This window comes from Polaromonas sp. P1_A2 (genome assembly GCF_056406895.1).
Genome location: NZ_JBFTZI010000009.1, coordinates 31,614 through 53,835, shown reverse-complemented (window position 1 = coordinate 53,835; position 22,222 = coordinate 31,614). Strand labels below are relative to the sequence as shown.

Genomic DNA, 22,222 nt, shown 5'->3' with positions numbered 1-22,222 from the left:
AGGGCCCGCAATGCTTCGCCCTGGAGCGAAGCATGGGCACCGTGATGCTGCTAAGGTTGCTACTAGAGGACCTCAACGATGAACACCAACCAGATCGCCCATATCGCCTCGCTGGTCGGCGAACCGGCCCGCACCGCCATGCTGATGGAACTGCTGGACGGCCGTTCGCTCACCGCCCATGAACTGGCCGGCGCCGGCAATGTCTCGCCGCAAACCGCCAGCCGCCACCTCGCGCTGCTGGTCGAAGGCGGCCTGCTGCGCGTGGAGCAGCACGGCCGCCACCGTTACCACCGGCTGGCTTCGCCCGAGGTGGCCCGCGTGCTCGAAGGCATCACCCAGCTCGCGGCGCAGAACACGCCAGCCGTGCGCCGCGCCGTGGTGCCCGGCCCCAAGGATGCGGCCATGCGTTTGGCGCGCAGCTGCTACGACCACATCGCCGGCCGGCTGGGCGTGGCCATTGCCCAGCACCTGGTCGCCGACGGTGCGCTTGTGTTTGACGGCGAAGCCGGCCATGCGACCGACAAGGCCGGCGCTGTGCTGGCGCGCCTGGGCATTGACCTGACGGCTTCTCCGCCCGGCTCCAATACCAGGCGGCCTTACTGCCGCCCATGTCTCGACTGGAGCGAACGCCGCTTTCATGTCGCGGGGCAACTGGGCACGCTGATCTGCACGCACAGCCTGGAGCGCGGCTGGCTCTTGCGCCGCCAGGGCATGCGCTCGCTGGAGATCACGCCCAAAGGCGTGGTGGCGCTGCGTGGCTGGATGGGGCAGGAGGACTGGCGGCAGGTGACCGAAGGCGATGCCTTTCCTGCGCGGGAGCAGCGGACCGTTGCCGCCTGAACCCTTCGGATTGACATTTGCGGGTGGCACTCCGCAAGGTATGCTGCAAAATTTTCGGCATACATTACGTCAGGCGTTTTATTCCACATTGATCATGACCAACGAAAACACTCAAAACTCCTCGCCGAATGACTCGGTCAACAAGAAAATTCTCCTGACTTTTGGTCGCGGCCTGGCGTACGCAATTTGCATATGGGCCGTGTATGCCGTTCTCTATCGACCGATCTTCAGCGTGTCTACGAGCGCAGCCCCGTCGAGCGCGAGCTACGAGAAGCAGCAGACCGAACAGGCTCGTACCTATCAAGCGCAGGTCGCCAGAGCAAATGCCATGTTCGCGGAGTCCGAGGTTCAACAAAAGCGGATGGCCGAATTTCTCACCAAGCAGGAAGAGCTTGCAAAGCGTCTCGACGTCGTTATGTCGGCGTGGGAAAAGCAGAGCGGCGTCAAGAAGTGAGCCGAGAAGCGCCGACACCCGTCAATCGACCGGGCATGCCCCGGCAAGCCGGGGCATGCCAGTTGTCTTCAACGTCGGGCCCCTTCAATGCCGTTCTTTGATCGTTCATACCTTGTCTTCGTTGTGCTTGGAGCTCCAGCCTCCCCGAAGCTTTGGGAGACTAGCCATTGGAGAATGGTTGAAAAGTTATTGGAGGGGTTTGCCATTGGTGTGCGTGGAAAAGCCAGTTTGCGGACAACACAGTACGGTGCGGCGGGGCGTTCTGTTGCGTTCGGACGCCTTGGCTGGGACAGTAAGTCCAGCGAGAAATGGACGCAGTCAGCAGATAGACAGACGGACGTCCACTTTCTTAGTGCAGAAGCCTGGACGCCTTCATGGACAGTCTGTGAACGCGAAGGACTCGCGCCGGACTTCTATGTTGATCTTTTGAACGAAAATCGTATCGGTCAAAAGGAAAAGAACCTGCTGTTCAATCAGCGGTTTATTTGCGCGCTTTCATTGGATCAAGGAATTTCCAAGGTCGAGTTGCTTGCTAATGCGATGGCAGAGCTCGCGGAATATCTGTCCGCACCCGTTTTCGCTCGTACAACCAGGCAATGGGGCGTCGCTTTCGGAGGTGGCGGCGGATTTACAAGTGCAATTCAAGACATGGCAATCGGGCACTTATTCAAACCAGGTGATCCGCATGCGAGACCATTGGATGCCTCGTCCTTTTCGGAAAGCTGGGAGTTCCTTCGTGCGCGAGAGATCTAACCGGTCGTTCAACCCGACGCTCTTCGGAAAACCCCGGTCCGCGGCTCAACTCCAGCGTTAGGCATTAGAAAGCGCGCTTTTCCCATGCTTCCAACACCCAATGTCACCTTCGTTCCAGATTTTGTGGCAAATCACAACGACCTGTTTGACCATCTGCTGTCTTCGGTCGCTTGGGATGAGCGCCTGCGCGCTCGAAAGACGGCCAGCTTTGGGGTCTCTTACGACTACTCGGGCATCACCTACCCGCAAGTTGCCATGCCTGAAAGTCTTCAAGGAATCTGCCATCAGATCGAGGCAACATTGGGCTTTCATCCCAACAACTGCCTGCTGAATCACTACCCGGATAGCCAGTCTTCAATGGGCTTTCATTCCGATTCAACGGAAGAACTGGCAGAAGGCACTGGCGTCGCGATCGTTTCCCTCGGCAGTGAGCGGGAGATGATGTTCCGCTACAAGCAGCTTCGTTCACACGAAATTCCCTACGCACTGACTCCAGGTTCTCTCTTGTACATGTCAAAAGAGTTCCAGTCCTTGTGGCTCCACGCCATTCCAAAATCACCCGGCTCCGGGCAGAGAATCAGCCTTACTTTTAGGCGCATGCTCAAGACTGGTGCTAACCTTTAAATCAATGGAGCGAGCTATTCAAATGAGACAAGGGTTCCTCCATCGCCTCTTTAGTCGATTGGCTCATTCGGATGCAAGTGATGATTCAATTCTTCAAGTAAAAATTCGCTGGATCGCAGAGGTATTGGTGGAAGATTTGGAATTCTCACGCCGCGCGCGAGTGGTTGCAAATGAGTTTGGGCCGACTGCAATTGAGCAACTCAGCCAGGAGTTTCATGCCAAACAGGACCCGCCACCGGATCTGGCGCATTTGTTTCCGGGGTTAGGTCAGTGGATGGCGGCGAGGCAGTTCGCGATATTTGAGATCCTGTATCACATCGGCCCGTCGTCCCTGCCTTTGCTTCGGCAAGCAGCCTACGGCGAATACGACTGGACGCAAGGAAATGCCATCGAAGTGTTGTGCCGTTTCGCTGCGGAGGGGATCGAACGTGATCAGATCATTTCGGAGTTGCGGGAAGCAATACCCGGCCTTCGATATGAAGCGCTTGTTTACGCCATTCGGCCGCTTCGAACCTACTCCAGGACCAACCTGAAGCTTCAGCGCGTGATCGACGATTTGTTATCCGTGCCGGAGTTCAAAGAGGCGTTTAGTGAGTCCTTCTGAGCACGCACCCAAGAAATAAGGCAAGCCTCAATGCCAGTTTTGGTGGCTCGTCATTAATTAAATCGCAATCGAATCCACATCAATCGCTCAGCGAATCAGGCTTTTGAATTCAGCCTGCTGGTGCGTCTCAACTACGCAAGTTGCCATGCCGCGGGCACTGTTGTATGCGGCTACATAAAACAACGGCTGGATTGGCGAAAACCAATGTGATGCTCTGTTGCGCCAGATAGCAGCAGGCGCGTCAATACGGCAATTACCAAGGCGCTCCGACCGCAATCGGACTAGCATGACTGAACCTGCCAAGCTCATGAAAGCCGAGACACTCAAATCTCGAACCCAGTCTGATGACCCATGCTCAATGATGCGAACAATGGTTTGCAAAAACGATTTGTGGTATCGATTTTTGGAGTGCTTTTTTCTGCACTTCCACAGGGCAAGGCCTGGGCGGTGTGCAATGGCGGTGTCACTGTCACTTCAACCCTGGTGGTGAGCGCCAGCTGTGCGGGCGGCAATGTCAAGCCCCTGACGCTGGATACGGGCGCCAATGTCACCATCAACGCGGGTGTAACGGTGTCAAACGATGCGCCCAGTAACAGGAATGGCGATCCAGTGTCTGTTCTGTCATCGTCGACCTCTTCGTCGCTGACCAACAACGGAACCATTTCCACCGGTTCGCAATTCGGTGTCACCGTCAACGGCACATTGACCACGCTGATCAACACCGGACGGATTTCATCGGGCGTGCGGCGCGGCGTTGTCCTCAATGGCGGCACGATCACTACTTTGACCAATACCGGGTCCATCATTGGCCCGTTTTCCGCCATCACCAACAACGCGGGTGTGCTCAATACGCTCAACAATTTGCAAGGCGTCGGTAATGCCAATGGCGCCCTCACTTACACAGGGGCTCTGCCCGTGGACTACCGGATCATCATCAACAGCCCGTCCACTTATGGAAAGCTCACCGCTTCCGCGGTCACCGGCAGCATGACCTTCGGCATCTACGGCACTTCGACGGTCGCCGTCGGCACCTACGCGGGCGTGCTTAACGGCCTGACGGTGGGCAACCTGACCGGTACGACCTCGGGCACCTATGGCGGCTTGAACTGGCAGCTGGGCCTGGCATCGGGCAGCACCACGATCTGGGACCTGGTGTTTTCCATCGCCAGCGTGAACATGGCTACCGGCAGCCTCTACAGCCTGAGTGATGTGGGTGTCACAGCCAACCCGGTCTTTGCGGGTGGAACGCTGGCGCTCCTGTCCGGTGACAACTCGAGCCGGGCATTTACGCTCAATGCCGGGGGCGGCACCATCACTGCGCCCACCAGCGGCTCGGCGCAGCTTTCGGGCGCGTTTTCCGGGGTAGGTGGTTTGACCGTCAATGGCACTGGAACTTTGCTGCTGACCGGCAACAACAGCTATTCAGGGGGCACCACCGTTAACTCGGGCACCTTGGTGATCGGCGGCACTTCCCCACTCGGAACGGGGCCTGTCTTTGTCGGTTCAGGCAGCACCTTGATGGGCACGGGTACCGTCCGCGGCCCGGTGACGGTGGCGGGCACTTTGAAGCCGGGCAATTCGCCTGGGTATCTTGCAGTGAACTCGACCGTGACGATGGCCGGCGGCAGCACCTACCAGCAGGACATTGCGGGAACGGTGCAGGCCAGTGCGGCGAGCCCTGTGGGGGCGACCGGCTATTACTCCTTCCTGAGCGTCACCGGCGGCCAGTTTGTGATCCGGCCGAACGCAACCCTGACGCCGCGTTTGTCGGGCCTGTTCACACCGGCCGAATCCGGCTTCGGCAGCAGGCCTTATGTCCCGGTGCTGGGCGACAGGTTTCGCATCGTGAGCGCCGATGGTGGGATCTCTGGCCGGTTCTCCGTGCTGACACAACCCGCGGAACTTTCGGCGGACACGCAGTTCGTTCAGCTCTACGACGTCGGGGGCAGCAACAGCCTGGACCTCGCGGTGATCCCGCGGTCTTATATGGCAACGCTCAGTGCGCAAAATGCCAATGCCCGGTCCGCCGCAAGCGCTCTCGACAGGATTGTGCTGGCGAACCAGGCAGGCTCGACCAACAGCGCACAAAGCCAATTGCTGTCTGCCGCGTCAGCGCAAACTGCCGCAAGCCTTCCGGCTTTTACTCGCGGACTCGCGGGTGAAGTTCATGGCGCGAGCCTTGCGGCTTTGCCCCAGGCCGCGCTGCGCGCCCAGCAGGCAGTCATGTCGCATCTGGATGGAGCGGCTTCTTCGCCTGTGGCCGGTGCATTCAGTGCCTCCCGCTCCCCGGGGGTATTGGTGGCCAGTGCGGGGTCCGATGTCCACATCGGCGCCCTTGATGGCGCAAGCAATGGCACCGCGACCCGTGGCCCGGCATGGGGCGATATCACCTACCAGCGTGGCAAGCGCGGAGGCGACCAAAACGCGAGCGGCTTCTCAAATGATCTGTACCAGCTGGTGGCAGGCATTGATGCCTATGCGGAACACGGCGCCAAGGCCGGAGGCGGGATCACGCTGTCCAACACGCATGTCACGGCCGATCAGGGAACAGGCGATATTCAGCAAGGATCGGTCTTCCTGTACGGCAAGCTGGCAGTGGATGGATGGGTGTTCGACGGCATGGCAAGTTTGGGCCTGAGCTCAACGAACAATTCGCGCAACGATCCCACGGGCAACACCGCTGGCCTGGAGGCCAAAAACATACGGAGCAACCATGCCTTGCTCAGCGCAGGCTTGAGCCGCCCCGCGGACCTGGAGTCTGCCCGCATCACGCCCTACGCACGTTTGACCTGGCAACAGGTCAGGCAGTCCTCGTTTGCGGAAGGCTCGTCGGCGGCTGCACTGAGCGTGGACAGCTTTAGTGGCAGAGCCGTGCGCGGAGTGATTGGGCTGACGCTGGGCTCTAGGAGCACGAATCCCCTGAAAGAGGTCAACACCTATCTTGTCAACGTCGCAGTCGGTGCGGACTCGTCGGGCCTGATCAACCCGGTTCTCAGTGCATCGCTGGCCGGGACGGCAACCACCATAGGCACACCCCGCGCGGGTTCAGCCTTTGTGCAGGCCGGGTTCTACGGCACGCGCAGGTTCGCAGCCAATGCCTTTGCCTATCTGGGCGTGGCCGGTGAGTTGCGTAGAGGAGCCAGGCAGGGCATGCTCAGTGCCGGGATGCAGATGCAGTTTTAAGGTGGATCGCGGCCTTAGAGCCTGTTCAATATCTAAACGGGGCCGCGCAAGCCCCTTCTCGGGATGGGATGCAAGGCGCGGTGCGACGCCCATAGCCCCGCTATGGGCTAGCGCTGCAACGCCGCAGACCGCCCGAGAAGGGGCTTGCCCTCCGGGTTGGGATGAAATCGGACGATTGAGCCACCCAGGCCCTTGCATGGGCATTAGCCCATGCGGCGTGCCCGGTCGGCCCACTCATCCCGATTGCAACCCAACGCGGCCTCGTTTAGATATTGAACAGGCTCTTAGATCGCAATCGGATCCACATCAATCGCCCAGCGAATCAGGCTTTTAAATTCAGCCTGCTGCCGCGTCTCAAACAGCACCGGTTGCCAATTCGCCAGAAAGCGCTGCAGCGCCGCGCGCGAAGGGCTTTCGACCAGCATCTGGGCGCGCTCGATGTTCGCCACGCGCTGTATCGTCATGGGCACGGCCGGGTAGGCGGTGACCTGGCCGTTGCCGGTGAGCTGCAGGGCCTCGGCCTGGGCCGCGGCCGCGTTCAGAAAGCCTTGCGCCACTTCCTGCGTGCGCGCCTCGGCGCGCACCAGGGCTGAAAAGCCGAAGGGCGACATGCCGGCGGCTTCGCGTTCGGCCAGTTGCTGCGTGGCAAAACCCGCGTAGTCGTGCTGTTTGAGCGCCGCGAACAGCGGGTGCTCGGGGTGGAAGGTCTGCACCCACATTTCGCTGGCACCGCTGTGGCGGGCATCGCGGCCGGCCCGGCCGCCCGCCTGCATCAAGAGGCTGAACAGGCGCTCGGGCGCGCGGAAGTCGCTGGAAAACAGCGCGCCGTCGGGGTTGATAGCGGCCACCAGCGTGATGTGCCGGAAGTCGTGGCCCTTGGCGATCATCTGCGTGCCGACCAGCACGTCGACCTCGCCCGCATGCACGCTGGCCAGCTGCGATTCGAGCGCGCCCTTGAGCCGCGTGCTGTCGGCGTCGATGCGGGCAATGCGCACGGCCTCGCCGTCGGGCCGCTTCACGCCGGCCAGCAGTTCGGCCAGGTGTTCTTCAAGCCGTTCGGTGCCGCGGCCCACGGGTGCGATGTCGATGTTGCCGCAGCTGGGGCAGGCGCGCGGCACGCGCTCGGTGAAGCCGCAATGGTGGCAGCGCAGGGTGCGGTCTATCTTGTGGAAGACACGAAACGCGCTGCAATGCGGGCACTCGCTTTTCCAGCCGCAGTCATGGCAGGCCAGCACGGGCGCATAACCGCGCCGGTTCAAAAAGATCAGCGACTGCTCACCGCGCGCCACGCGCTGCGCAATCGCGTCCAGCAGCGGCGGCGCGATGATGCAGTGCTTGGGCTGGTGGTTCATGTCCACGCGCCGCACCGTGGGCAGGCTGCCTGCGTCGTCCGGGGGGCCGGGCTCCCTGGTTTGTGGCGGAACGTAGGGCTCCGGCGGAGATCCGGCGGAGTAGGGCGCCGCTTCTTCGCCGGTCGAAGGAGCCGTCCCTATTCGTTCGTCCATCACCAGGCGCTGGTAGCGGCCGGCCAGCGTGGCCTGCCAGCTTTCCAGCGAGGGCGTGGCCGAGCCCAGCAGCACGCGGCAGGGGCCGTGGTCATGCGTGGCGTCTTCGGTTTCTATCTTGGCGCGGTAGACCGCCAGGTCGCGCGCCGAATAACGCGCGCCTTCCTGCTGCTTGTAGCTGGGGTCGTGTTCCTCGTCGACCACGATCAGGCGCAGGTTGGGCATGGAGGCGAACACCGCCATGCGCGTGCCCAGCACCAGGCGCGCATGGCCGGCATGGGCCGCCAGCCAGCTTTTCAGGCGCTGGGCCGGCGTCAGGCCGCTGTGCAGGGCCACCACACGTTCCTTGCCCAGGTGGGCAAAACGCGCTTCAAAGCGCGACTGCAGCTGCGGCGTGAGGTTGATCTCGGGCACCATCACCAGCACCTGGGCGGCCGGGTCCAGCTCCAGCACGCGGGCCGCGGCGCGCAGGTAGACCTCGGTCTTGCCGCTGCCGGTGGCGCCGAACAGCAGCGCGGGCCGGCTGTCGGCATGGAACTCGGCCAGCACGGCGGCCTGCTGCGCGCTCAGCACCAGCGACTGGCCGCCGGCCTGTTCGCCCCGGGTGTCGGCCATGGGGCGTTTGAGCCGCCGCGCCAGCTGCACATTGCTGAGGTCGCGCAGCTGTGGCGGCAGCGCCGCCAGCGCCACCTCGCCCAGCGAGCGCTGGTAATAAGCGGCGGTGAACTGCACCAGCTTGCGCCAGGTGGCGGACAGGGGCGGCAGGCCTTCCAGCGCGCCGGCCACGTGGCGTGTCTGCATTTCCAGCAGCGCGCCGCTGTCGGCCAGCAGCTCCCAGACCACGCCCAGCACCTCGCGCCGGCCCAGCGGCACGCGCACCAGCGAGCCCAGGGCGAGTGGCGACTCACTCTGGTAAGTCAGCGGCCCGGCGATGGAACTGTGCGCGGGCGCCGCGACGACGACTTGCAGCCAATAGCTCATTCAGAGTAACTAAATGTGTTTAATTCTTGAGGAATACATCCAGATAGTGCGCTAAGTCCTTGATTTGGCGCCACTTTACAGATTTCCAGATTTTCTGTGGATAACTTTGTTGACAGCTTGTCGGCGAAGGTCGCGAAGCCTTGTAAATCAAGGCTTTTCTTAAATTGCCCGCAAAAAAAGCAATTTAAAGTCTCTATATAAATCAACAACTTACACGCGCTATTGCTTTGATAGCGCGAGGTGGACCGGGGTGCTCGCATTGCGGCGGCGCAACAAGATTTTTGTGCATAAGTCCAGCCGGCGGGGCCCGGTTTTGTGCTAGCCATGGTGGAAATACGCCCTGGGCCGGCGGAAATATGGGGGCAGGCGAAAGGATTCAGCTACGCGCGGTGCGCATGCTGCGAGAGTGAGCGTGCACTGCGTTCACCAGCACTTCCACGCTCTCGGGCGGCGTGTGCTGGCTGATGCCATGGCCCAGGTTAAAAATATGGGTGGGTCCGGGCCGGCTGGTATCGGTATGGGGGGCACCAAAGCTGTCCAGCACGGCGGCCACTTCGGCCTCGATCTGGGCCGGGTTGGCGAACAGCACGTTCGGGTCCAGGTTGCCCTGCAGCGCCTTGGCCTGGGGCCCCTGCTCGCCGACCAGCGCGCGCGCGCGGGCCAGGTTGACCGTCCAGTCCAGGCCCAGTACCTCGCAATCGAGCTGCGCCATGGCTTCCAGCCACTGGCCGCCGCCCTTGGTGAAGACCAGGCGCGGGATCTTCACGCCCTCATGCTCGCGCTTGAGCTGGGCCAGCACCCGGGCCGTGTAGGCCAGGCTGAAGGTCTTGAAGGCCGCGTCGGCCAGCACCCCGCCCCAGCTGTCGAAGATCATCACGGCCTGGGCGCCGGCCTCGATCTGGGCGTTCAGGTAGGCGGCCACCGCGTCGGCGTTCACGGCCAGCATCTTGTGCATCAGGTCGGGGCGCTGGTACAGCATGGTCTTGACCAGGCGGTAGTCGTCGGAACCGGCGCCTTCGACCATGTAGCAGGCCAGGGTCCAGGGGCTGCCCGAAAAGCCTATCAGCGGCACGCGGCCGTTCAGGGCCTTGCGGATGGAGGTCACGGCGTCAAAAACATAACGCAGCTTGGCCAGGTCGGGCACCTGCAGCCTGGCCACGGCGGCCTCGTCGCGCACCGGGGTGGCAAAGCGCGGGCCCTCGCCCAGCGCAAAAGACAGGCCCAGGCCCATGGCGTCGGGCACGGTCAGGATGTCGCTGAACAGGATGGCCGCGTCCAGCGGGTAGCGTTCCAGCGGCTGCAGCGTGACCTCGGTGGCGTAGTCGGTGTTGGTGGCCAGGCCCATGAAGCTGCCGGCCTGGGCCCGCGTGGCGCGGTATTCGGGCAAATAGCGGCCGGCCTGGCGCATCAGCCAGACGGGGGTGTGGGGGGTGGCCTGGCGCAGGCAGGCGCGCAAAAAGGTGTCGTTTTGAAGGGGTGCGAACATGCACCGATTGTCTCAGCTCCCGCTGGCCTCTTCGCCGCTTCGGATTTACCATGGCCGCAAGGGCTTTCCAGGAGCATTCCATGCGCATGAACGACCAGGAGTATTTCCGCAGCTGCATCGCCAAGGAGCGGCACCTGGCGCAGCTGCTGGGCCACACGCACATCGAGGAATGTTATGAAAGCGCGGGCACGCCCTGGGACAGCGCCCAGGCCCTGCCGCAGTGGACGCGCGACTGGGCGGCCTGCGGGCCGCTGCTGGTGGCCCACGGCATCAGCGTGGGCTTTGAGGCCGAAGGCGCGACCCTGGGCGCCACCCATGTGCAGTTTTCCGACCACCCGAGCCGCGACCGGGCCCTGATGTACGGCATCGTCAAGGAAGTGATCTTCCGGCTGGAACACCACAAAGCCGCGCCGCCGCCCGCCGTCACATGCGCAGCGTCTTGATAAAGGCTTCCAGCTCGTCAATCGGCAGCGGCTTGCAGAACAGATAACCCTGGTAGCAGTCGCAGCCGTGGCGCGACAAAAAATCGCGCTGCGCCTCGGTTTCCACGCCCTCGGCCACCACGCCCAGCCCCAGGCTTTGCGCCAGGCCGATGATGGTGCGCGCGATGGCCGCGTCGTTGGGGTCGCGCAATATGTCCTCGACAAAAGACTTGTCGATCTTGAGCTGGTCCAGCGGCAGGCGCTTGAGGCAGGAGAGCGACGAATACCCCATGCCGAAATCGTCGAGCGACAGGGTCACACCCATTTTTTTGAGCCTGGCCATCTTGGTGATGGTGATCTCCATGTCCTCGGCCAGCAGGCTTTCGGTCAGCTCCAGCTTGAGCTTGTGCGGGCCGACCTGGGTTTCTTTCAGCGCGGCCATCACCAGGTCGACAAACTCCGGGTGGCGGAACTGCCGCACGCTGACGTTGACCGCGATGCTGAGCGCCGCGGTTTCGGGGCGCTGGGCCCAGGCCGCGAGCTGGCGGCAGGCGGTCTCCAGCGCCCACTGGCCCAGCGGCAGGATCAGCCCGGCTTCTTCGGCCGCCGGGATGAATTCGGCGGGCTGCACCAGCCCGCGCTCCCCATGGTGCCAGCGCAGCAAGGCCTCCACGCCGGTCATGCGGCCGTCGCGGCCGACCTGCGGCTGGTAGTACAGCAGGAACTGCTTTTCGCGCAGGCCGCGCCGCAGGTCCGACTGCAGCGCGGCGCTGGCGGTCACCGCGGCCTGCATGGCCGGGTTGAAAAAGCAGACCGTATTGCGCCCGGCCATCTTGGCCTGGTACATGGCGAGGTCGGCCTGCTTGAGCAGGTCGCCGATGTTGTTGAGCGTCTGGTTGAAGGCGGTCACGCCTATGCTGCAGGTGCTGTAATGCTGGTAGCCCGCCAGGCTGTAGGGCTCGCACAGCGCGGCCAGGATCTGCCCGCTCACGACCTCGGCTTTCACGGTCGCTTCGCGCGGGTCCTGGCCCAGGTCTTCCAGCATCACCACAAACTCGTCGCCGCCCAGTCGCGCCACCGTGTCGGTCTGGCGCACGCAGGCCGCCAGGCGCTTGGCGACCTGCTGCAGCAGCAGGTCGCCTTTCTGGTGGCCCATGGTGTCGTTGAGCGTCTTGAAGTTGTCCAGGTCGATGAACATCAGCGCGCCTTCGCGCGGATGGCGCAGGTTGTGGCTCAGCGCCTTGTCCAGCCTGTCCATCAGCAGCTGGCGGTTCGGCAACTGGGTCAGCGGGTCGTAAAAGGCCAGGTGCTTGATCTCGCTTTCCGCCACCTTGCGCCGCGTGATGTCGCGGCCCACAGCCACCCAGTGGGTGAAGAACACGCCGGCATCGTCGGCCACCGGCACGATGTCCACTTCCATCCAGAAATGCCGGCCGTTTTTTTTGTAGGTGATGAGTTCGGCCTGCACCGGCTCGCCCTTCTGGAAGGCGTTGCTTATGCGCTCGAGCTCGCCGCGCTGCGTCAGCGGCCCGCACAGCAGGCGCGGCGAATGGCCCAGCGCCTCGGCCAGGCTGTAACCCGTGTGCTGCTCGAAGGCATGGTTGGCGAAGATGATGCGCAGCCCGGGCCGGCCCGAGGGAACCGCCTCGGCGATCAGCACGATGTCGTTGAGCCGCGAGATGCTGGTCTCCAGCAGCATGAGCTGTTCGCGCGCCTTGCGCCGCTCGCTGACGTCGCGAAAGTAGATCGCCAGCCCGTCGGGAAAGGGATAGGCGCGTATCTCGAACCATTTGTCCAGCGGCGCATACAGGGCTTCGAACTCCACCTGGTAGTTGCCCGCCACCGCCGCGCGCACTTTTTCGGAGAACAGGGTGTTGATGGCGCCCGGAAATTCCTTCCAGATGCTTTTGCCCAGCAGCTCCGTGGGCGGCCGGCCCAGCAGGCGTGCGCCTTCGCGGTTGAGGTAGCTGAAGCGCCACTGCGGGTCCAGCGTGTAAAAGCCCTCGGTGATGCTCTCCAGCGTGATGCCCAGGCGCGTGGCCAGGCGCTGGGCGTCTTCCCCGGTCTGCCGCAGTGCCTGGATGTGCGGCGCATCGAGCTGGGCGGCGGCCAGGCCGGCCAGGGTCTCCAGGTCTTCTTCCTGGTCGGGGCTGAGTGTGCGTGCCGCCTTGTCCATGACCGCCAGCACGCCCAGCAGGGTGCCGTCCTCCCGGCTCAGTGGCAGGCCGCGGTAAAAGGCGATCTCGGGCGCGCCGCGTGCCGGCAGCAGCGGCTGGCGCGGCGGTGTATCGAGGCTGGCGCCGCACAGCGCGAGCAGGCCCTCACGCTCCTGCGCGGAAAAACCGGTGCCCGCGATGAAGCTGGCCTCGCCGCTGTCAAGGCCGGCGACGAGGGCAATCGGTGCGCCGCAGGCGCGGGCCGCCAGCCGGGCGAGCCGGTCGGTGCCGGAATGCGGCAGCACATGGAGCGCGAAGGCGGGCGCCAGGTTGGGAACGGAAACGGACACGGACAAGCACCTGCTTTTCAGTCATTCAATAGAACATGCTGAGGCATGGCGTGGTGGTTTTCAGCGCGAGATTTGCAAGTGTTGGCGATAAAGCGTTGCAAAACGTTCCGTCACTTACCGGCACACGGTTTTGTCCTACGCTGTGGATCGCACGCTCCCCACGAGGTATGCCCGCATCCCCCTTCATGCTGCACCACCTCCCGGCGCTATCGACGCCATCTTCCCGTTGTTCCCGTATCTTTTATTCCAGGCAAGGACCCATGAGCCCCCCAGAACTTGAGCAGTTGCAGCAATGCCCCGACATCGCCACCCTGGAAACCGCCTTGAGGACCTTGTGCGCCCGCTTTGGTTCGGTCAGGCAGGTCAACGTCCTGCCGGCCGCCCATGCCGGCAAGCAGCAGGCCCTGTGTTTTGTGCGCATGGCCTCGGAGGAAGAGGAGCAAAAGCTCATGAGAGGCCTGGGCATAGGCCGCTTTGGCGGTGAGCTGGTGGTGGTCGTGGATTTGCTGGTTGAGCAGCCTCCCTCCGCGAGCGCGGACCTGTGGAGCTCCGCCGCTTAGGGCCTTTGTTTATGTCGCGGCTGCAGCGACCGAAACATGCCTGAGCAGCAGGCGCTCCAGCGCGTTGAGCGTCTCATAGGACTCGGCGAAGTCGGCAAACAGCGCGGCATTGTCGGGCGCCGCGGCCTTGCCCTGCCAGGCCGCGCGGAACTGCTCGAAGATTTCGCCGAAACTGCGGCGGCCGTCTATCAGCGCGAGAATCTTCGCGCCGTACTTGCCGGGGTTGACCATCATGGACACCCCCGAATGCTGGTGCCTGAGCATGAAGGGCTGGCCGCGGCTGTTGCCGAAGACCTGGGACGCGATCTCGCCGGTCAGCGGCTCGTGGTAGAAAAAAGGCACGTAGTCGGTGTCGCCGTAGGGCGCGCTGCAGGCCGCGTCGCGCGTCAGGTACAGCGAATGCGTGATGATGCTGCCGCCCATCAGCTCGGCCATTTCATACTGCTGCCGCAGCGGCAGCTTGCGCAGCGCCGCGGCCATGGCCGGCGGCTTGCTGCCCAGCACCATGTGCGGCAGGTAGGGCGAGCGGCCGCGCTGCACATCGCTGAAGGCCAGCTGCAGGCCGTGGCCTTTTTTTCCGTCCGCCGTGCCCTCGCCCAGCCAGTCGAAGAGCTCGCCCACGCTGTACGAGCGGTCCTGCGAATGCAGCAGCAGGTCGTAAATGCCGGCGTCGCCGGCCTTGTGGTCATGGTGCAGGTCTTCGCTGCGCTTGAACCAGTTGCCGGGCGGCAGGCTGGCCAGGATGTCGCGGGTGTTGGCGATCTTGCGCTGCGCGTCCGTCTCGCTGCCGTTGACCATGCGCATCAGCGCCTGCATCTGGTAGACGCCGATGCGGCCCGTGGTGGCATAGACCATGAGCCCGATGGCGCCGTCCGGCTTGAGCACGCTCTGCAGCGCCTTGAATCCCAGGTCGGGGTCGGCCAGGTGGTGCAGCACGCCGCTGCAGTTGATGTAGTCGAAGCTGCCGAGCTGCGCGGCCAATGCCGGCAGGTTCAGCAGCGAGTCGTGCACCCAGCTGATGTTGCTGAGGCCGCGGATCTGCGCGCGCTCCTGGGCCAGCGCGATGCTGGCCTGGCTCATGTCCAGGTGCACGATCTGCGCGTCGGTGTGGCGCAGCTGCTCGGCCAGGAAAATGGTCGCGTCACCCGTGCCGCCGCCGGCCACCAGCGCCCGGAAGCCCTTCTGGAAGGACTGCTTTCCGGCAAAGCAGTAGTGGTTGATCATGGGCAGGTCTTCCAGCCAGGTCAGCACCAGTCGCTTGTGCTCGTCCTGCGGGTTGCAGGGCGGGTAAGGCAGGGCTTCGTACTGGTTTCTGACCTCGGGCAGGTAGTTATCGGGCATGGGATTTCCGGAATTGAACGGCAAATGCGTATTGTCTTCGCTCAGGGCGCTTCCCGACTTCTCCAGTGGCCGCGCGGAACCGGCTTTGCCGGGCCGCAGCGGCCGCCCCCTGCAAGGGGGGATCCCGCTACACGAAGTGAGCGGAGAAGGGGGTGTGCTTGCTTTACCTGACGGGTAAGAACTGGAGGAAGGTGCCTCCAAGCAGGTTTTGTACGTAAGTGATCACCGCGCGGCGGTATTTCTCGGTCAGCACCGACGACAGCAAATCCAGCCGGCCTATGACCTTGCCGAACTCGCGCTCAAAACTCAGGTTGCGTTCACGCTCGGTGATCTCGTCGGCCAGCAGCAGGGGCTGGCCCGCGGCATTGCGGCGATTCGACAGCATCCAGACGGCGATCTCGATGTTGCGCGCGGCGTTGTAGATGTATTGCGCGTCCAGGCTGTCGGTCAGGTAGAAGGACGTCTTGCCGCCGTGGGCCGTGACCACCATGTCGGCGCTGGCATAAATAAAGGCGGCCACGCGGTCGCCCTTGAAGTCCGGTCCCAGGGCCAGCGACAGCGCGGCGATGTCGCGCTTGCCCTGCAGCTCCGGCCAGGGCGTGCGCGTGTCCACGGCCACGCGCAGCTGGGCCAGAGCCGCATCGCGGCTGACGGCGCTGGTCTTGCGCCATTCGGCCGGGTTGCGCCGGTAGAGCTTGTCGGCCAGGCGCAGCAGGCTTTCCAGGTTGTCGCGCATGCCCAGCGTGGCCATGCGGTTCGCGTCCGACTGGCCGACCTCGGCGGCGGCTATGGGCGCGGCCTGGGCTTCTCCTTTGTGGGTGGGCGCATCGCTGGCGCAGCCGGCCAGCGCCGCGGCGGCCAGCAGCAGGGAAGGGCGCAAGAAGGGGAAAAGCGAAGGCGGAACGGCGGAAGCGGGAGTGAGGATGGGTGCCGTGCGCAGGGACATGGCGCATTTTCAGCGGCCATGCGCGGCCGCGCAAGCCTGGCTTTCCCGGGCCTGGGACCGCGGCAAGGGCAAACGCAAGCTCAGGCCGAAGCGGTATCCAGCAGGCCGCGCGACTGCAGCACCCGGTGGTCTATCTTGATGCAGTGGTCCTGCACCACCAGCAGGCCGGCGGCCTCGGCCTTGGCTGCCGCGGCCGGGTTGCTGATGCCCAGCTGCATCCAGACGGCCTTGGCGCCTATGGCGATGGCCTCGTCGACCACGGGCGGAATATCTTCGCTGTTGCGAAAGCAGTTCACCAGCTCGATGTTTTCATGGCGCGCGGCTTCGCTCAGCGAAGGGTAGGCTTTTTCGCCCAGCACCTCGGTGGCATTGGGGTTCACCGGGATGATGCGGTAGCCGTTGGCCTGCATGTAGCGCGCCACGTCAAAACTCGCGCGGTGCGGCTGCGGTGACAGGCCCACGACCGCGATGTTGCGGTAGTGCTTGAGGATGTGCGGCATGCGCTCGGCGGGGGGGAGTGTGGTCATAAAGATATCCGGCGGCGGTTCACGCCGCGTCCTTGTACTTGACCGAGCAGCCATAGGCGCGGCTGCTCGCCACGCTCAGCGGCTTGCCGCCCAGCGCTTCCGTGAGGCCCTGGCGCACATAGTTGGTCGCGGTCTTGATGTCGTCCACGCGGGCCGAGGGGATGCTGTCTATGCCGCCCGCATACAGCAGCTGGCCCTGCGGGCTGATGATGTACATGTGCGGCGTGGTCTTGGCGCCGTAGAGCTGGCCCACCTGGCCCGACTCGTCCATCAACGTGGCGCTGGGCTGGCCTTGTTTTTCGGCCATCCAGCCGGCGAGTTTGCCCGGCGCCAGGTAGTCGCCGCTGCCGGCTTCGGTGGAGTTGACGGCCAGCCAGACCACACCTCTGGCGGTGAACTCTTTTTGCAGGCTTTGCATATTGCCGCTGTAGTGCTTGCGCACAAAGGGGCAGCCCGGGTTGGTCCATTCCAGCACCACCAGCTTGCCCTTGTAGTCACTGAGGCGGTGGGTCTTGCCGGCGGTGTCCACGGCGGAAAAGTCGGGCGCCGCCTGGCCCACGGCGGCCGTCGCGGCCTGCGCGGCAAGCGGGAACAGCGCGGCCGAGGCCAGCCAGGGCGCGGCGGCCAGGGCGCAGGAGAAATGCCGGCGGCTCAGCGGCCGGGCAGGGGATGCTTGATCATTCATGACTCGACTCCTTTGAAGACAAAAGAAGAAACAGACAAGCACATCACAGCTTGGCCAGCTCGGCCCTCACATCATCGACCGACAAAATCTCCGACAGCACGACGGGCGCGCGGCCGGGCTTGTAGATCACATACACCGGCACACCGTTGCGGCCCAACTGGGCCAGTGCCGCCGTCACGGCCGGGTCGCGCCGCGTCCAGTCGGCGCGCAGCAGCGCCACGTTTTTGGCCCGGATGTCGGCCAGCACCGCGGCATTCGAGAGGGTGGTCTTCTTGTTGTACTGGCAGGTCACGCACCAGGCGGCGGTGAAGTCGACGAACACACTTTGCCCTTGTGCGGCGAGCTGGTCAACCCGGCCCGGTTCCCAGGCCTGCCAGCCGCCGGCAAGTGGCGCGGCCGAGTTAGCCGACGTGAGGGCCACAGGCCGCGTGATATTCGGGCCTACGGCCCAGAGGCCCAGCGCGCCCAGCGCGATGGAAAAAGCCGCCAGCAGCGTGCGCGCCGTGCCTCGCAGCGTGAAAGCCCAGATCACCAGCGCCATCAACACCAGCAGGGCCAGCAGCGCGCCCGCGCCGTCCACCCCGCTTTGCTGGCCCAGCACCCAGACCAGCCAGGCCACGGTGGCGAACATGGGGAAGGCCATCAACTGCTTGAAGGTCAGCATCCAGGGGCCGGGGCGCGGCAGCACGCGCGCGACGGCCGGGATGGCGCTGGCCGCCAGGTAGGGAATGGCCATGCCCACGCCTATGGCCGCGAACACCGACAGCGCCTGCAAGGCCGGCAAGCCCACCGCATAACCGAGCGAGGCGCCCATAAAAGGCGCGGTGCAGGGCGAGGCGATCGCCGTGGCCAACACACCCGACAAAAACGCGTTGACCGTGGGATTTTTCGCCTGCCAGCCCGCGAGCCGGCCAGGCAGGATGTTGCCGAATTCAAACAGGCCCGCGAGGTTCAGGCCCAGCAGCGTGAACAGCGCCGCCATCAGCGCGACCACCGCGGGGTTCTGCAACTGGAAGCCCCAGCCCAACTGCTCGCCCGCGGCACGCAGGCCCAACAGCAGCGCGCCCAGCGCCAGGAAAGACAGCACCACACCCACGGTATAGGCCAGGCCGGTGGTCAGCCGCGTGGCGGCGTCTTTCACCTGCACAAAACCCACGACCTTGATGGCCAGCACCGGGAACACGCAGGGCATGAGGTTGAGCACCAGCCCGCCCAGCAAGGCGCCCAGCAGCGCGGCGAACAGGCCCACGGGTGGCGTGCCGCCGGCCTGCACTGGCGCGGCGCCGGTCGCGGCATTGGCGCGCAGGGCCGCCTCAAGCGCGGGCGGCACCACGGCGGCCGCGGCCGGTGCGGGCCAGTTGCCCTTGACCGGCGCGTCTATGCGGTAGGCGATGTTGTCCAGGGCCACCACCAGCGGCATGCTGGCCGGGCTTTCACTGCGCTGGCCGGACAAGGGCAGCTCGGCCGTCCAGACCGCGCCCTGCCAGGCCTGCTGCCAGGCGGCCGCCGGTTCGATCACGCTGCCGGTTTCGGGATACAGCGCAAGTGTCTTGCCCTGCAGCGCGGCGGGCAGGCCGGCCAGGGAAATTTTGATGGATTTGCCGCCGCCGACTTCCACCTGGCTGGCGCCGGCCGCAAGCGGCTTGGGCGTGGCCGCGAAAGTGTCCTGGAACAACTGGCTGCTGGCGGCCGTCGAGCTGCGCACCGGGATGCTCAGCGCGAACTCGCCCTCTTGCGGAATGCATTCCTTGCGGCAGACCAGCCAGGCCGCCTTGAGCTTGACCTCAAGCTGGTTGCCGGCAAAGCTGGGCGCCACCGTCAGCGGCACCGGCAGCAGCACGGTTTTTTCGTAGCCGTAGTTGGCCAGCGTGCCTATGGGAATCTTTTTCGGCGTCGGCCAGGCGATCTCGCCCGCGTCAATGCCGGCCGGCAACTGCCAGTCGAGCTGCGTGGGCAGGCCCGAATCGCCCGAGTTCTTCCAGTAGGTATGCCACTCGGGCTGGTGCGTGAGCGCCAGGCCCACCCAGACCGGCTTGCCGGGCTCCACGCCCTCGGGTGCCCAGGCCAGCAGTTCGGCCCGCACCTGCTCGGTGGTGACCACGCTGGCGGCCGCGCCGCGGCTGCTTTTGCCCGGCAGGTTCAAGGGCGTGTTCTGGGCACTGGCCACCGTGGACAGTGCGCCGATAGCTATCAAAAGCGTAGCGGCCAGGGCGGCGAGCAGGGGGCGCTTGGAATGCATGGTGCGGGTGTGAGCGGGCCTTGGGGGCATTAGTTCCTGAGGGGCGGCCAGCGCCGGCCACCCGATTACAGCTGTTTTCAGAGCCAACTCCGATAATAGGGTCATGCCCCGTATTGTCCTCGCCACCCTCAACGCGAAGTACATCCACGCTTCGCTGGGCCTGCGCTACCTGCTGGCGAATATGGACAGGCATGGCGGGCCGGGCCTGCGCGAAGCCACGCAGCTGCGCGAATTTGTGATCCAGCAGCGGCCCACGCAGATCGTCGAGGAGTTGCTGGCGCTGCAGCCCGAAGTGATAGGCCTGGGTATCTATATATGGAATGTGGTCGAAACCACCCAGGTGGTGCGCCTGCTCAAGGCCTTGCGGCCGGATATCAAGATCGTGCTGGGCGGGCCCGAGGTCAGCTATGAGACCGGCGAGCAGGAAATCTGCCGCCTGGCCGACCATGTGGTCACCGGCTGGGGCGACGTGAGTTTTCCCAAGCTGTGCCGCGCGCTGCTCGACGGCCCGCAGCCGCTGATGAAAGTGATTGCCGGCGAACAGCCGCCGCTGGAGGCGCTGGCCCTGCCTTACACCGATTACAGCGCCGAAGACCTGGCCAAACGCCTGCTGTATGTCGAGGCCTCGCGCGGCTGCCCCTTCAAGTGCGAGTTCTGCCTGAGCTCGCTCGACAAGACCGCCTGGGCTTTTGACCTGGACGTCTTCATGGCCGAGATGGACGCGCTGTATCGCCGTGGCGCGCGCAACTTCAAGTTTGTCGACCGCACCTTCAACCTCAAGGTCGAGAATTCGGTGCGCATCCTGCAGTTCTTCCTCGACCACATGGCGCCGGATTTGTTTGTGCATTTTGAAGTCGTGCCTGACAGCCTGCCCGAGCGCCTGAAGACCTTGATCGCGCAGTTCCCGGCCGGCTCGCTGCAGTTTGAGGTCGGCATCCAGAGTTTTAACCCAGAGGTGCAGCAACGCATCTCGCGCAAGCAGGACAACGGCAAGACCGCCGACAACCTGCGCTGGCTGGTGAATGAAAGCCGGGCCCATGTGCATGCCGACCTGATCTTCGGCCTGCCCGGCGAAACCCTGGAAAGTTTTGCCGACGGCTTTGACCGCCTGTACGAACTGGCGCCGCATGAAATCCAGTTCGGTATCCTCAAGCGCCTGCGCGGCACACCGATCACCAGGCACACGGCGGAATTCGCCATGGCCTACGACCCGCAGACGCCGTACACGATTCTGCAAAACTCCACGATCGACTTCGCCACCATGCAGCGCATCAACCGCTTTGCGCGCTACTGGGAAATGGTCGCGAATTCTGGGCGCTTCGCGCGCGGGCTTGAACTGCTGCTGGCGCCCGGATCGGCGTTTGGCAATTTTTTGCGTTTCAGCGACTGGCTGTGGTTGACCACCGGCAAGACGCATGAGTTTGCGCTGGAGAAGCTGGTGGATTTGCTGTTTGATCACCTGACCGCCGTGCGCGGCCTGGCTGTGGAAGATGTGCGCGCTGCGCTGCTCGCAGATTACCTGGCCGGCGGTGCGCGCGGAAGGCCGCAGTGCCTGGCCGACGCCCTGGTTCCGGTGCGGGTGGCGGCGCCGCCACGGGCCGGCCGGCACGGTGCCGAGCGGCAGGGGCGGCATCTGGGGCAGCAGGCAGGTCATAAGGAAGAAATCCAGAAGGCAGCTGCTGCGGCTTGAGCCCGCGTAAATACCTCAAAATACCCTTTATGCCCACCCCAACCCCCCCTCGCCACTGGTCCACCCTGAAAACCCCGGATTTCGCCAAACTGGACCTGGCCCGCTGCATCGCGGTGCTGCCGGTGGCGGCAACCGAGCAGCACGGCCCGCACCTGCCGCTGAACGTGGATGCGGCGCTGGTCGAGGGCGTGATTGAGGCCGCCCTGCCGCACCTGCCGGCCGCGCAGCCCATTTTGTTTTTGCCCACGCAAGCCGTGGGTTTCAGCCCCGAGCACACACGTTTTGCCGGCACCCTGACGCTGAAAGCCGAAACGGTGATACGGCTCTGGACCGAGCTGGCCGAGTCGGTCGCGCAGACGGGTGTCAAAAAGCTGGTGCTGCTCAATTCGCATGGCGGCCAGGTCGGCCTGCTCGATGTGGTGGCGCGCGACCTGCGGGCCCGGTTGGGCATGCTGGTGTACAGCGTGAACTGGTTCAACCTGCCGCTGCTGGCTGAAGACGGCAAGTCGGTCAACGATTTGTTCAGCGCCGAGGAGCATCGCTTCGGCATCCATGCCGGCGAAATTGAAACCTCCATGATGCTGGCGCTCAAGCCGGAGCAGGTCGACATGGCCAAGGCGCAAGACTTTCATTCGAGCTCGCAGGACCGCGCCCAAAAATTCAAGCTCCTGGGTGACGGCCGCAGCGCCAAGCTGGCCTGGCAGATGCAGGACTACAACCCGCAGGGCGCGGTCGGCAATGCGGCCGCCGCCACCGCCGAAAAAGGCCGCGCCCTGCTGGGCGCGGCGGGCCGCAGCCTGGCGCAACTGCTGGTGGAGATCGACCAGCTGCCGGCTGATACCTTGAGCGACAAGACCGCTTTCTAAAGCAGCAGCT

18 protein-coding genes are annotated in these 22,222 nt (G+C 64.2%); 10 read left to right on the top strand and 8 right to left on the bottom strand.

The genetic code is table 11. The features are described from left to right. Window positions 1–78 precede the first annotated feature (78 nt). The 6 genes from AC1D09_RS23405 to AC1D09_RS23380 all read left to right on the top strand — a co-directional run bounded on the left by AC1D09_RS23405 (window position 79) and on the right by AC1D09_RS23380 (window position 6,458). Entirely contained in the window at window positions 79–840 is a 762-nt protein-coding gene (locus tag AC1D09_RS23405) for an ArsR/SmtB family transcription factor (RefSeq protein WP_477663457.1), read from the top strand. A gap of 94 nt (window positions 841–934) precedes the next feature. Beyond that, window positions 935–1,294 carry a hypothetical protein gene (locus AC1D09_RS23400; protein WP_477663456.1) on the top strand — a complete coding sequence of 120 codons (360 nt, stop codon included), beginning with the start codon at window positions 935–937 and terminating at the stop codon, window positions 1,292–1,294. Window positions 1,295–1,468: 174 nt separating this feature from the next. After that, entirely contained in the window at window positions 1,469–2,047 is a 579-nt protein-coding gene (locus AC1D09_RS23395) for a hypothetical protein (protein WP_477701253.1), read from the top strand. Window positions 2,048–2,131: 84 nt separating this feature from the next. Further along, window positions 2,132–2,671 (top strand): alpha-ketoglutarate-dependent dioxygenase AlkB family protein, encoded by a 540-nt coding sequence (locus tag AC1D09_RS23390; protein WP_477663454.1) that lies wholly within the window; start codon window positions 2,132–2,134, stop codon window positions 2,669–2,671. 22 nt (window positions 2,672–2,693) lie between these two features. After that, window positions 2,694–3,275, top strand: a complete 582-nt coding sequence (locus tag AC1D09_RS23385) for a hypothetical protein (RefSeq protein WP_477663453.1) — start codon at window positions 2,694–2,696, stop codon at window positions 3,273–3,275. Between the two features lie 351 nt (window positions 3,276–3,626). After that, the gene (locus AC1D09_RS23380; RefSeq protein WP_477663452.1) at window positions 3,627–6,458 is read left to right on the top strand and encodes an autotransporter family protein; all 2,832 of its coding nucleotides are present in this window, start codon (window positions 3,627–3,629) and stop codon (window positions 6,456–6,458) included. Window positions 6,459–6,742: 284 nt separating this feature from the next. Here the strand turns inward: AC1D09_RS23380 and priA are convergent, their stop codons facing one another. Further along, entirely contained in the window at window positions 6,743–8,944 is a 2,202-nt protein-coding gene (gene priA / locus AC1D09_RS23375; RefSeq protein ID WP_477663451.1) for a replication restart helicase PriA, read from the bottom strand. A 376-nt stretch (window positions 8,945–9,320) separates the two neighbouring features. Then, window positions 9,321–10,430: a uroporphyrinogen decarboxylase gene (gene hemE, locus AC1D09_RS23370; protein ID WP_477663450.1), complete on the bottom strand. Its 1,110-nt coding sequence runs from the start codon at window positions 10,428–10,430 to the stop codon at window positions 9,321–9,323. 80 nt (window positions 10,431–10,510) lie between these two features. Here hemE and AC1D09_RS23365 point away from each other — a divergent pair, with 80 nt between their 5' ends. Beyond that, window positions 10,511–10,873: an aminoacyl-tRNA synthetase gene (locus AC1D09_RS23365; protein ID WP_477663449.1), complete on the top strand. Its 363-nt coding sequence runs from the start codon at window positions 10,511–10,513 to the stop codon at window positions 10,871–10,873. On the opposite strand, the gene AC1D09_RS23360 is transcribed toward AC1D09_RS23365, so the two are convergent. Then, entirely contained in the window at window positions 10,854–13,358 is a 2,505-nt protein-coding gene (locus AC1D09_RS23360) for an EAL domain-containing protein (RefSeq protein WP_477663448.1), read from the bottom strand. The genes AC1D09_RS23365 and AC1D09_RS23360 overlap by 20 nt on opposite strands. Before the next feature lie 260 nt (window positions 13,359–13,618). Here AC1D09_RS23360 and AC1D09_RS23355 point away from each other — a divergent pair, with 260 nt between their 5' ends. Continuing rightward, entirely contained in the window at window positions 13,619–13,918 is a 300-nt protein-coding gene (locus AC1D09_RS23355) for an RNA recognition motif domain-containing protein (RefSeq protein WP_477663447.1), read from the top strand. Window positions 13,919–13,927: 9 nt separating this feature from the next. On the opposite strand, the gene AC1D09_RS23350 is transcribed toward AC1D09_RS23355, so the two are convergent. From AC1D09_RS23350 to AC1D09_RS23330, 5 genes are all read right to left on the bottom strand, one after another. Beyond that, a complete protein-coding gene (locus AC1D09_RS23350) occupies window positions 13,928–15,259 on the bottom strand; it encodes a class I SAM-dependent methyltransferase (protein ID WP_477663446.1) in 1,332 nt (443 codons plus the stop codon). Between the two features lie 163 nt (window positions 15,260–15,422). Next, window positions 15,423–16,205 (bottom strand): hypothetical protein, encoded by a 783-nt coding sequence (locus tag AC1D09_RS23345; RefSeq protein WP_477701252.1) that lies wholly within the window; start codon window positions 16,203–16,205, stop codon window positions 15,423–15,425. Window positions 16,206–16,285: 80 nt separating this feature from the next. After that, window positions 16,286–16,732 (bottom strand): CoA-binding protein, encoded by a 447-nt coding sequence (locus AC1D09_RS23340; protein WP_477663444.1) that lies wholly within the window; start codon window positions 16,730–16,732, stop codon window positions 16,286–16,288. Window positions 16,733–16,751: 19 nt separating this feature from the next. Continuing rightward, entirely contained in the window at window positions 16,752–17,417 is a 666-nt protein-coding gene (locus AC1D09_RS23335) for a thioredoxin family protein (RefSeq protein ID WP_477663443.1), read from the bottom strand. A 43-nt stretch (window positions 17,418–17,460) separates the two neighbouring features. Further along, window positions 17,461–19,656: a protein-disulfide reductase DsbD family protein gene (locus tag AC1D09_RS23330; RefSeq protein ID WP_477663442.1), complete on the bottom strand. Its 2,196-nt coding sequence runs from the start codon at window positions 19,654–19,656 to the stop codon at window positions 17,461–17,463. Between the two features lie 103 nt (window positions 19,657–19,759). Between AC1D09_RS23330 and AC1D09_RS23325 the strand changes: the two genes are divergently transcribed. Together AC1D09_RS23325 and AC1D09_RS23320 are read left to right on the top strand one after the other, a co-directional pair. After that, entirely contained in the window at window positions 19,760–21,346 is a 1,587-nt protein-coding gene (locus AC1D09_RS23325) for a B12-binding domain-containing radical SAM protein (protein ID WP_477663441.1), read from the top strand. Between the two features lie 29 nt (window positions 21,347–21,375). Next, window positions 21,376–22,212, top strand: a complete 837-nt coding sequence (locus tag AC1D09_RS23320; protein WP_477663440.1) for a creatininase family protein — start codon at window positions 21,376–21,378, stop codon at window positions 22,210–22,212. Window positions 22,213–22,222 lie beyond the last annotated feature (10 nt).

What these genes read in the sequence shown, in the direction of transcription:
- AC1D09_RS23350 (WP_477663446.1), bottom strand. Translation starts at nt 15,259, where the DNA reads ATGCCCGATAACTACCTGCCCGAGGTCAGAAACCAGTACGAAGCCCTG.
- AC1D09_RS23395 (WP_477701253.1), top strand. Translation starts at nt 1,469, where the DNA reads ATGGTTGAAAAGTTATTGGAGGGGTTTGCCATTGGTGTGCGTGGAAAA.
- AC1D09_RS23330 (WP_477663442.1), bottom strand. Translation starts at nt 19,656, where the DNA reads ATGCATTCCAAGCGCCCCCTGCTCGCCGCCCTGGCCGCTACGCTTTTG.
- AC1D09_RS23355 (WP_477663447.1), top strand. Translation starts at nt 13,619, where the DNA reads ATGAGCCCCCCAGAACTTGAGCAGTTGCAGCAATGCCCCGACATCGCC.
- AC1D09_RS23345 (WP_477701252.1), bottom strand. Translation starts at nt 16,205, where the DNA reads ATGTCCCTGCGCACGGCACCCATCCTCACTCCCGCTTCCGCCGTTCCG.
- AC1D09_RS23365 (WP_477663449.1), top strand. Translation starts at nt 10,511, where the DNA reads ATGCGCATGAACGACCAGGAGTATTTCCGCAGCTGCATCGCCAAGGAG.
- hemE (WP_477663450.1), bottom strand. Translation starts at nt 10,430, where the DNA reads ATGTTCGCACCCCTTCAAAACGACACCTTTTTGCGCGCCTGCCTGCGC.
- AC1D09_RS23385 (WP_477663453.1), top strand. Translation starts at nt 2,694, where the DNA reads ATGAGACAAGGGTTCCTCCATCGCCTCTTTAGTCGATTGGCTCATTCG.
- AC1D09_RS23335 (WP_477663443.1), bottom strand. Translation starts at nt 17,417, where the DNA reads ATGAATGATCAAGCATCCCCTGCCCGGCCGCTGAGCCGCCGGCATTTC.
- priA (WP_477663451.1), bottom strand. Translation starts at nt 8,944, where the DNA reads ATGAGCTATTGGCTGCAAGTCGTCGTCGCGGCGCCCGCGCACAGTTCC.
- AC1D09_RS23340 (WP_477663444.1), bottom strand. Translation starts at nt 16,732, where the DNA reads ATGACCACACTCCCCCCCGCCGAGCGCATGCCGCACATCCTCAAGCAC.
- AC1D09_RS23390 (WP_477663454.1), top strand. Translation starts at nt 2,132, where the DNA reads ATGCTTCCAACACCCAATGTCACCTTCGTTCCAGATTTTGTGGCAAAT.
- AC1D09_RS23400 (WP_477663456.1), top strand. Translation starts at nt 935, where the DNA reads ATGACCAACGAAAACACTCAAAACTCCTCGCCGAATGACTCGGTCAAC.
- AC1D09_RS23405 (WP_477663457.1), top strand. Translation starts at nt 79, where the DNA reads ATGAACACCAACCAGATCGCCCATATCGCCTCGCTGGTCGGCGAACCG.
- AC1D09_RS23325 (WP_477663441.1), top strand. Translation starts at nt 19,760, where the DNA reads ATGCCCCGTATTGTCCTCGCCACCCTCAACGCGAAGTACATCCACGCT.
- AC1D09_RS23320 (WP_477663440.1), top strand. Translation starts at nt 21,376, where the DNA reads ATGCCCACCCCAACCCCCCCTCGCCACTGGTCCACCCTGAAAACCCCG.
- AC1D09_RS23380 (WP_477663452.1), top strand. Translation starts at nt 3,627, where the DNA reads ATGCTCAATGATGCGAACAATGGTTTGCAAAAACGATTTGTGGTATCG.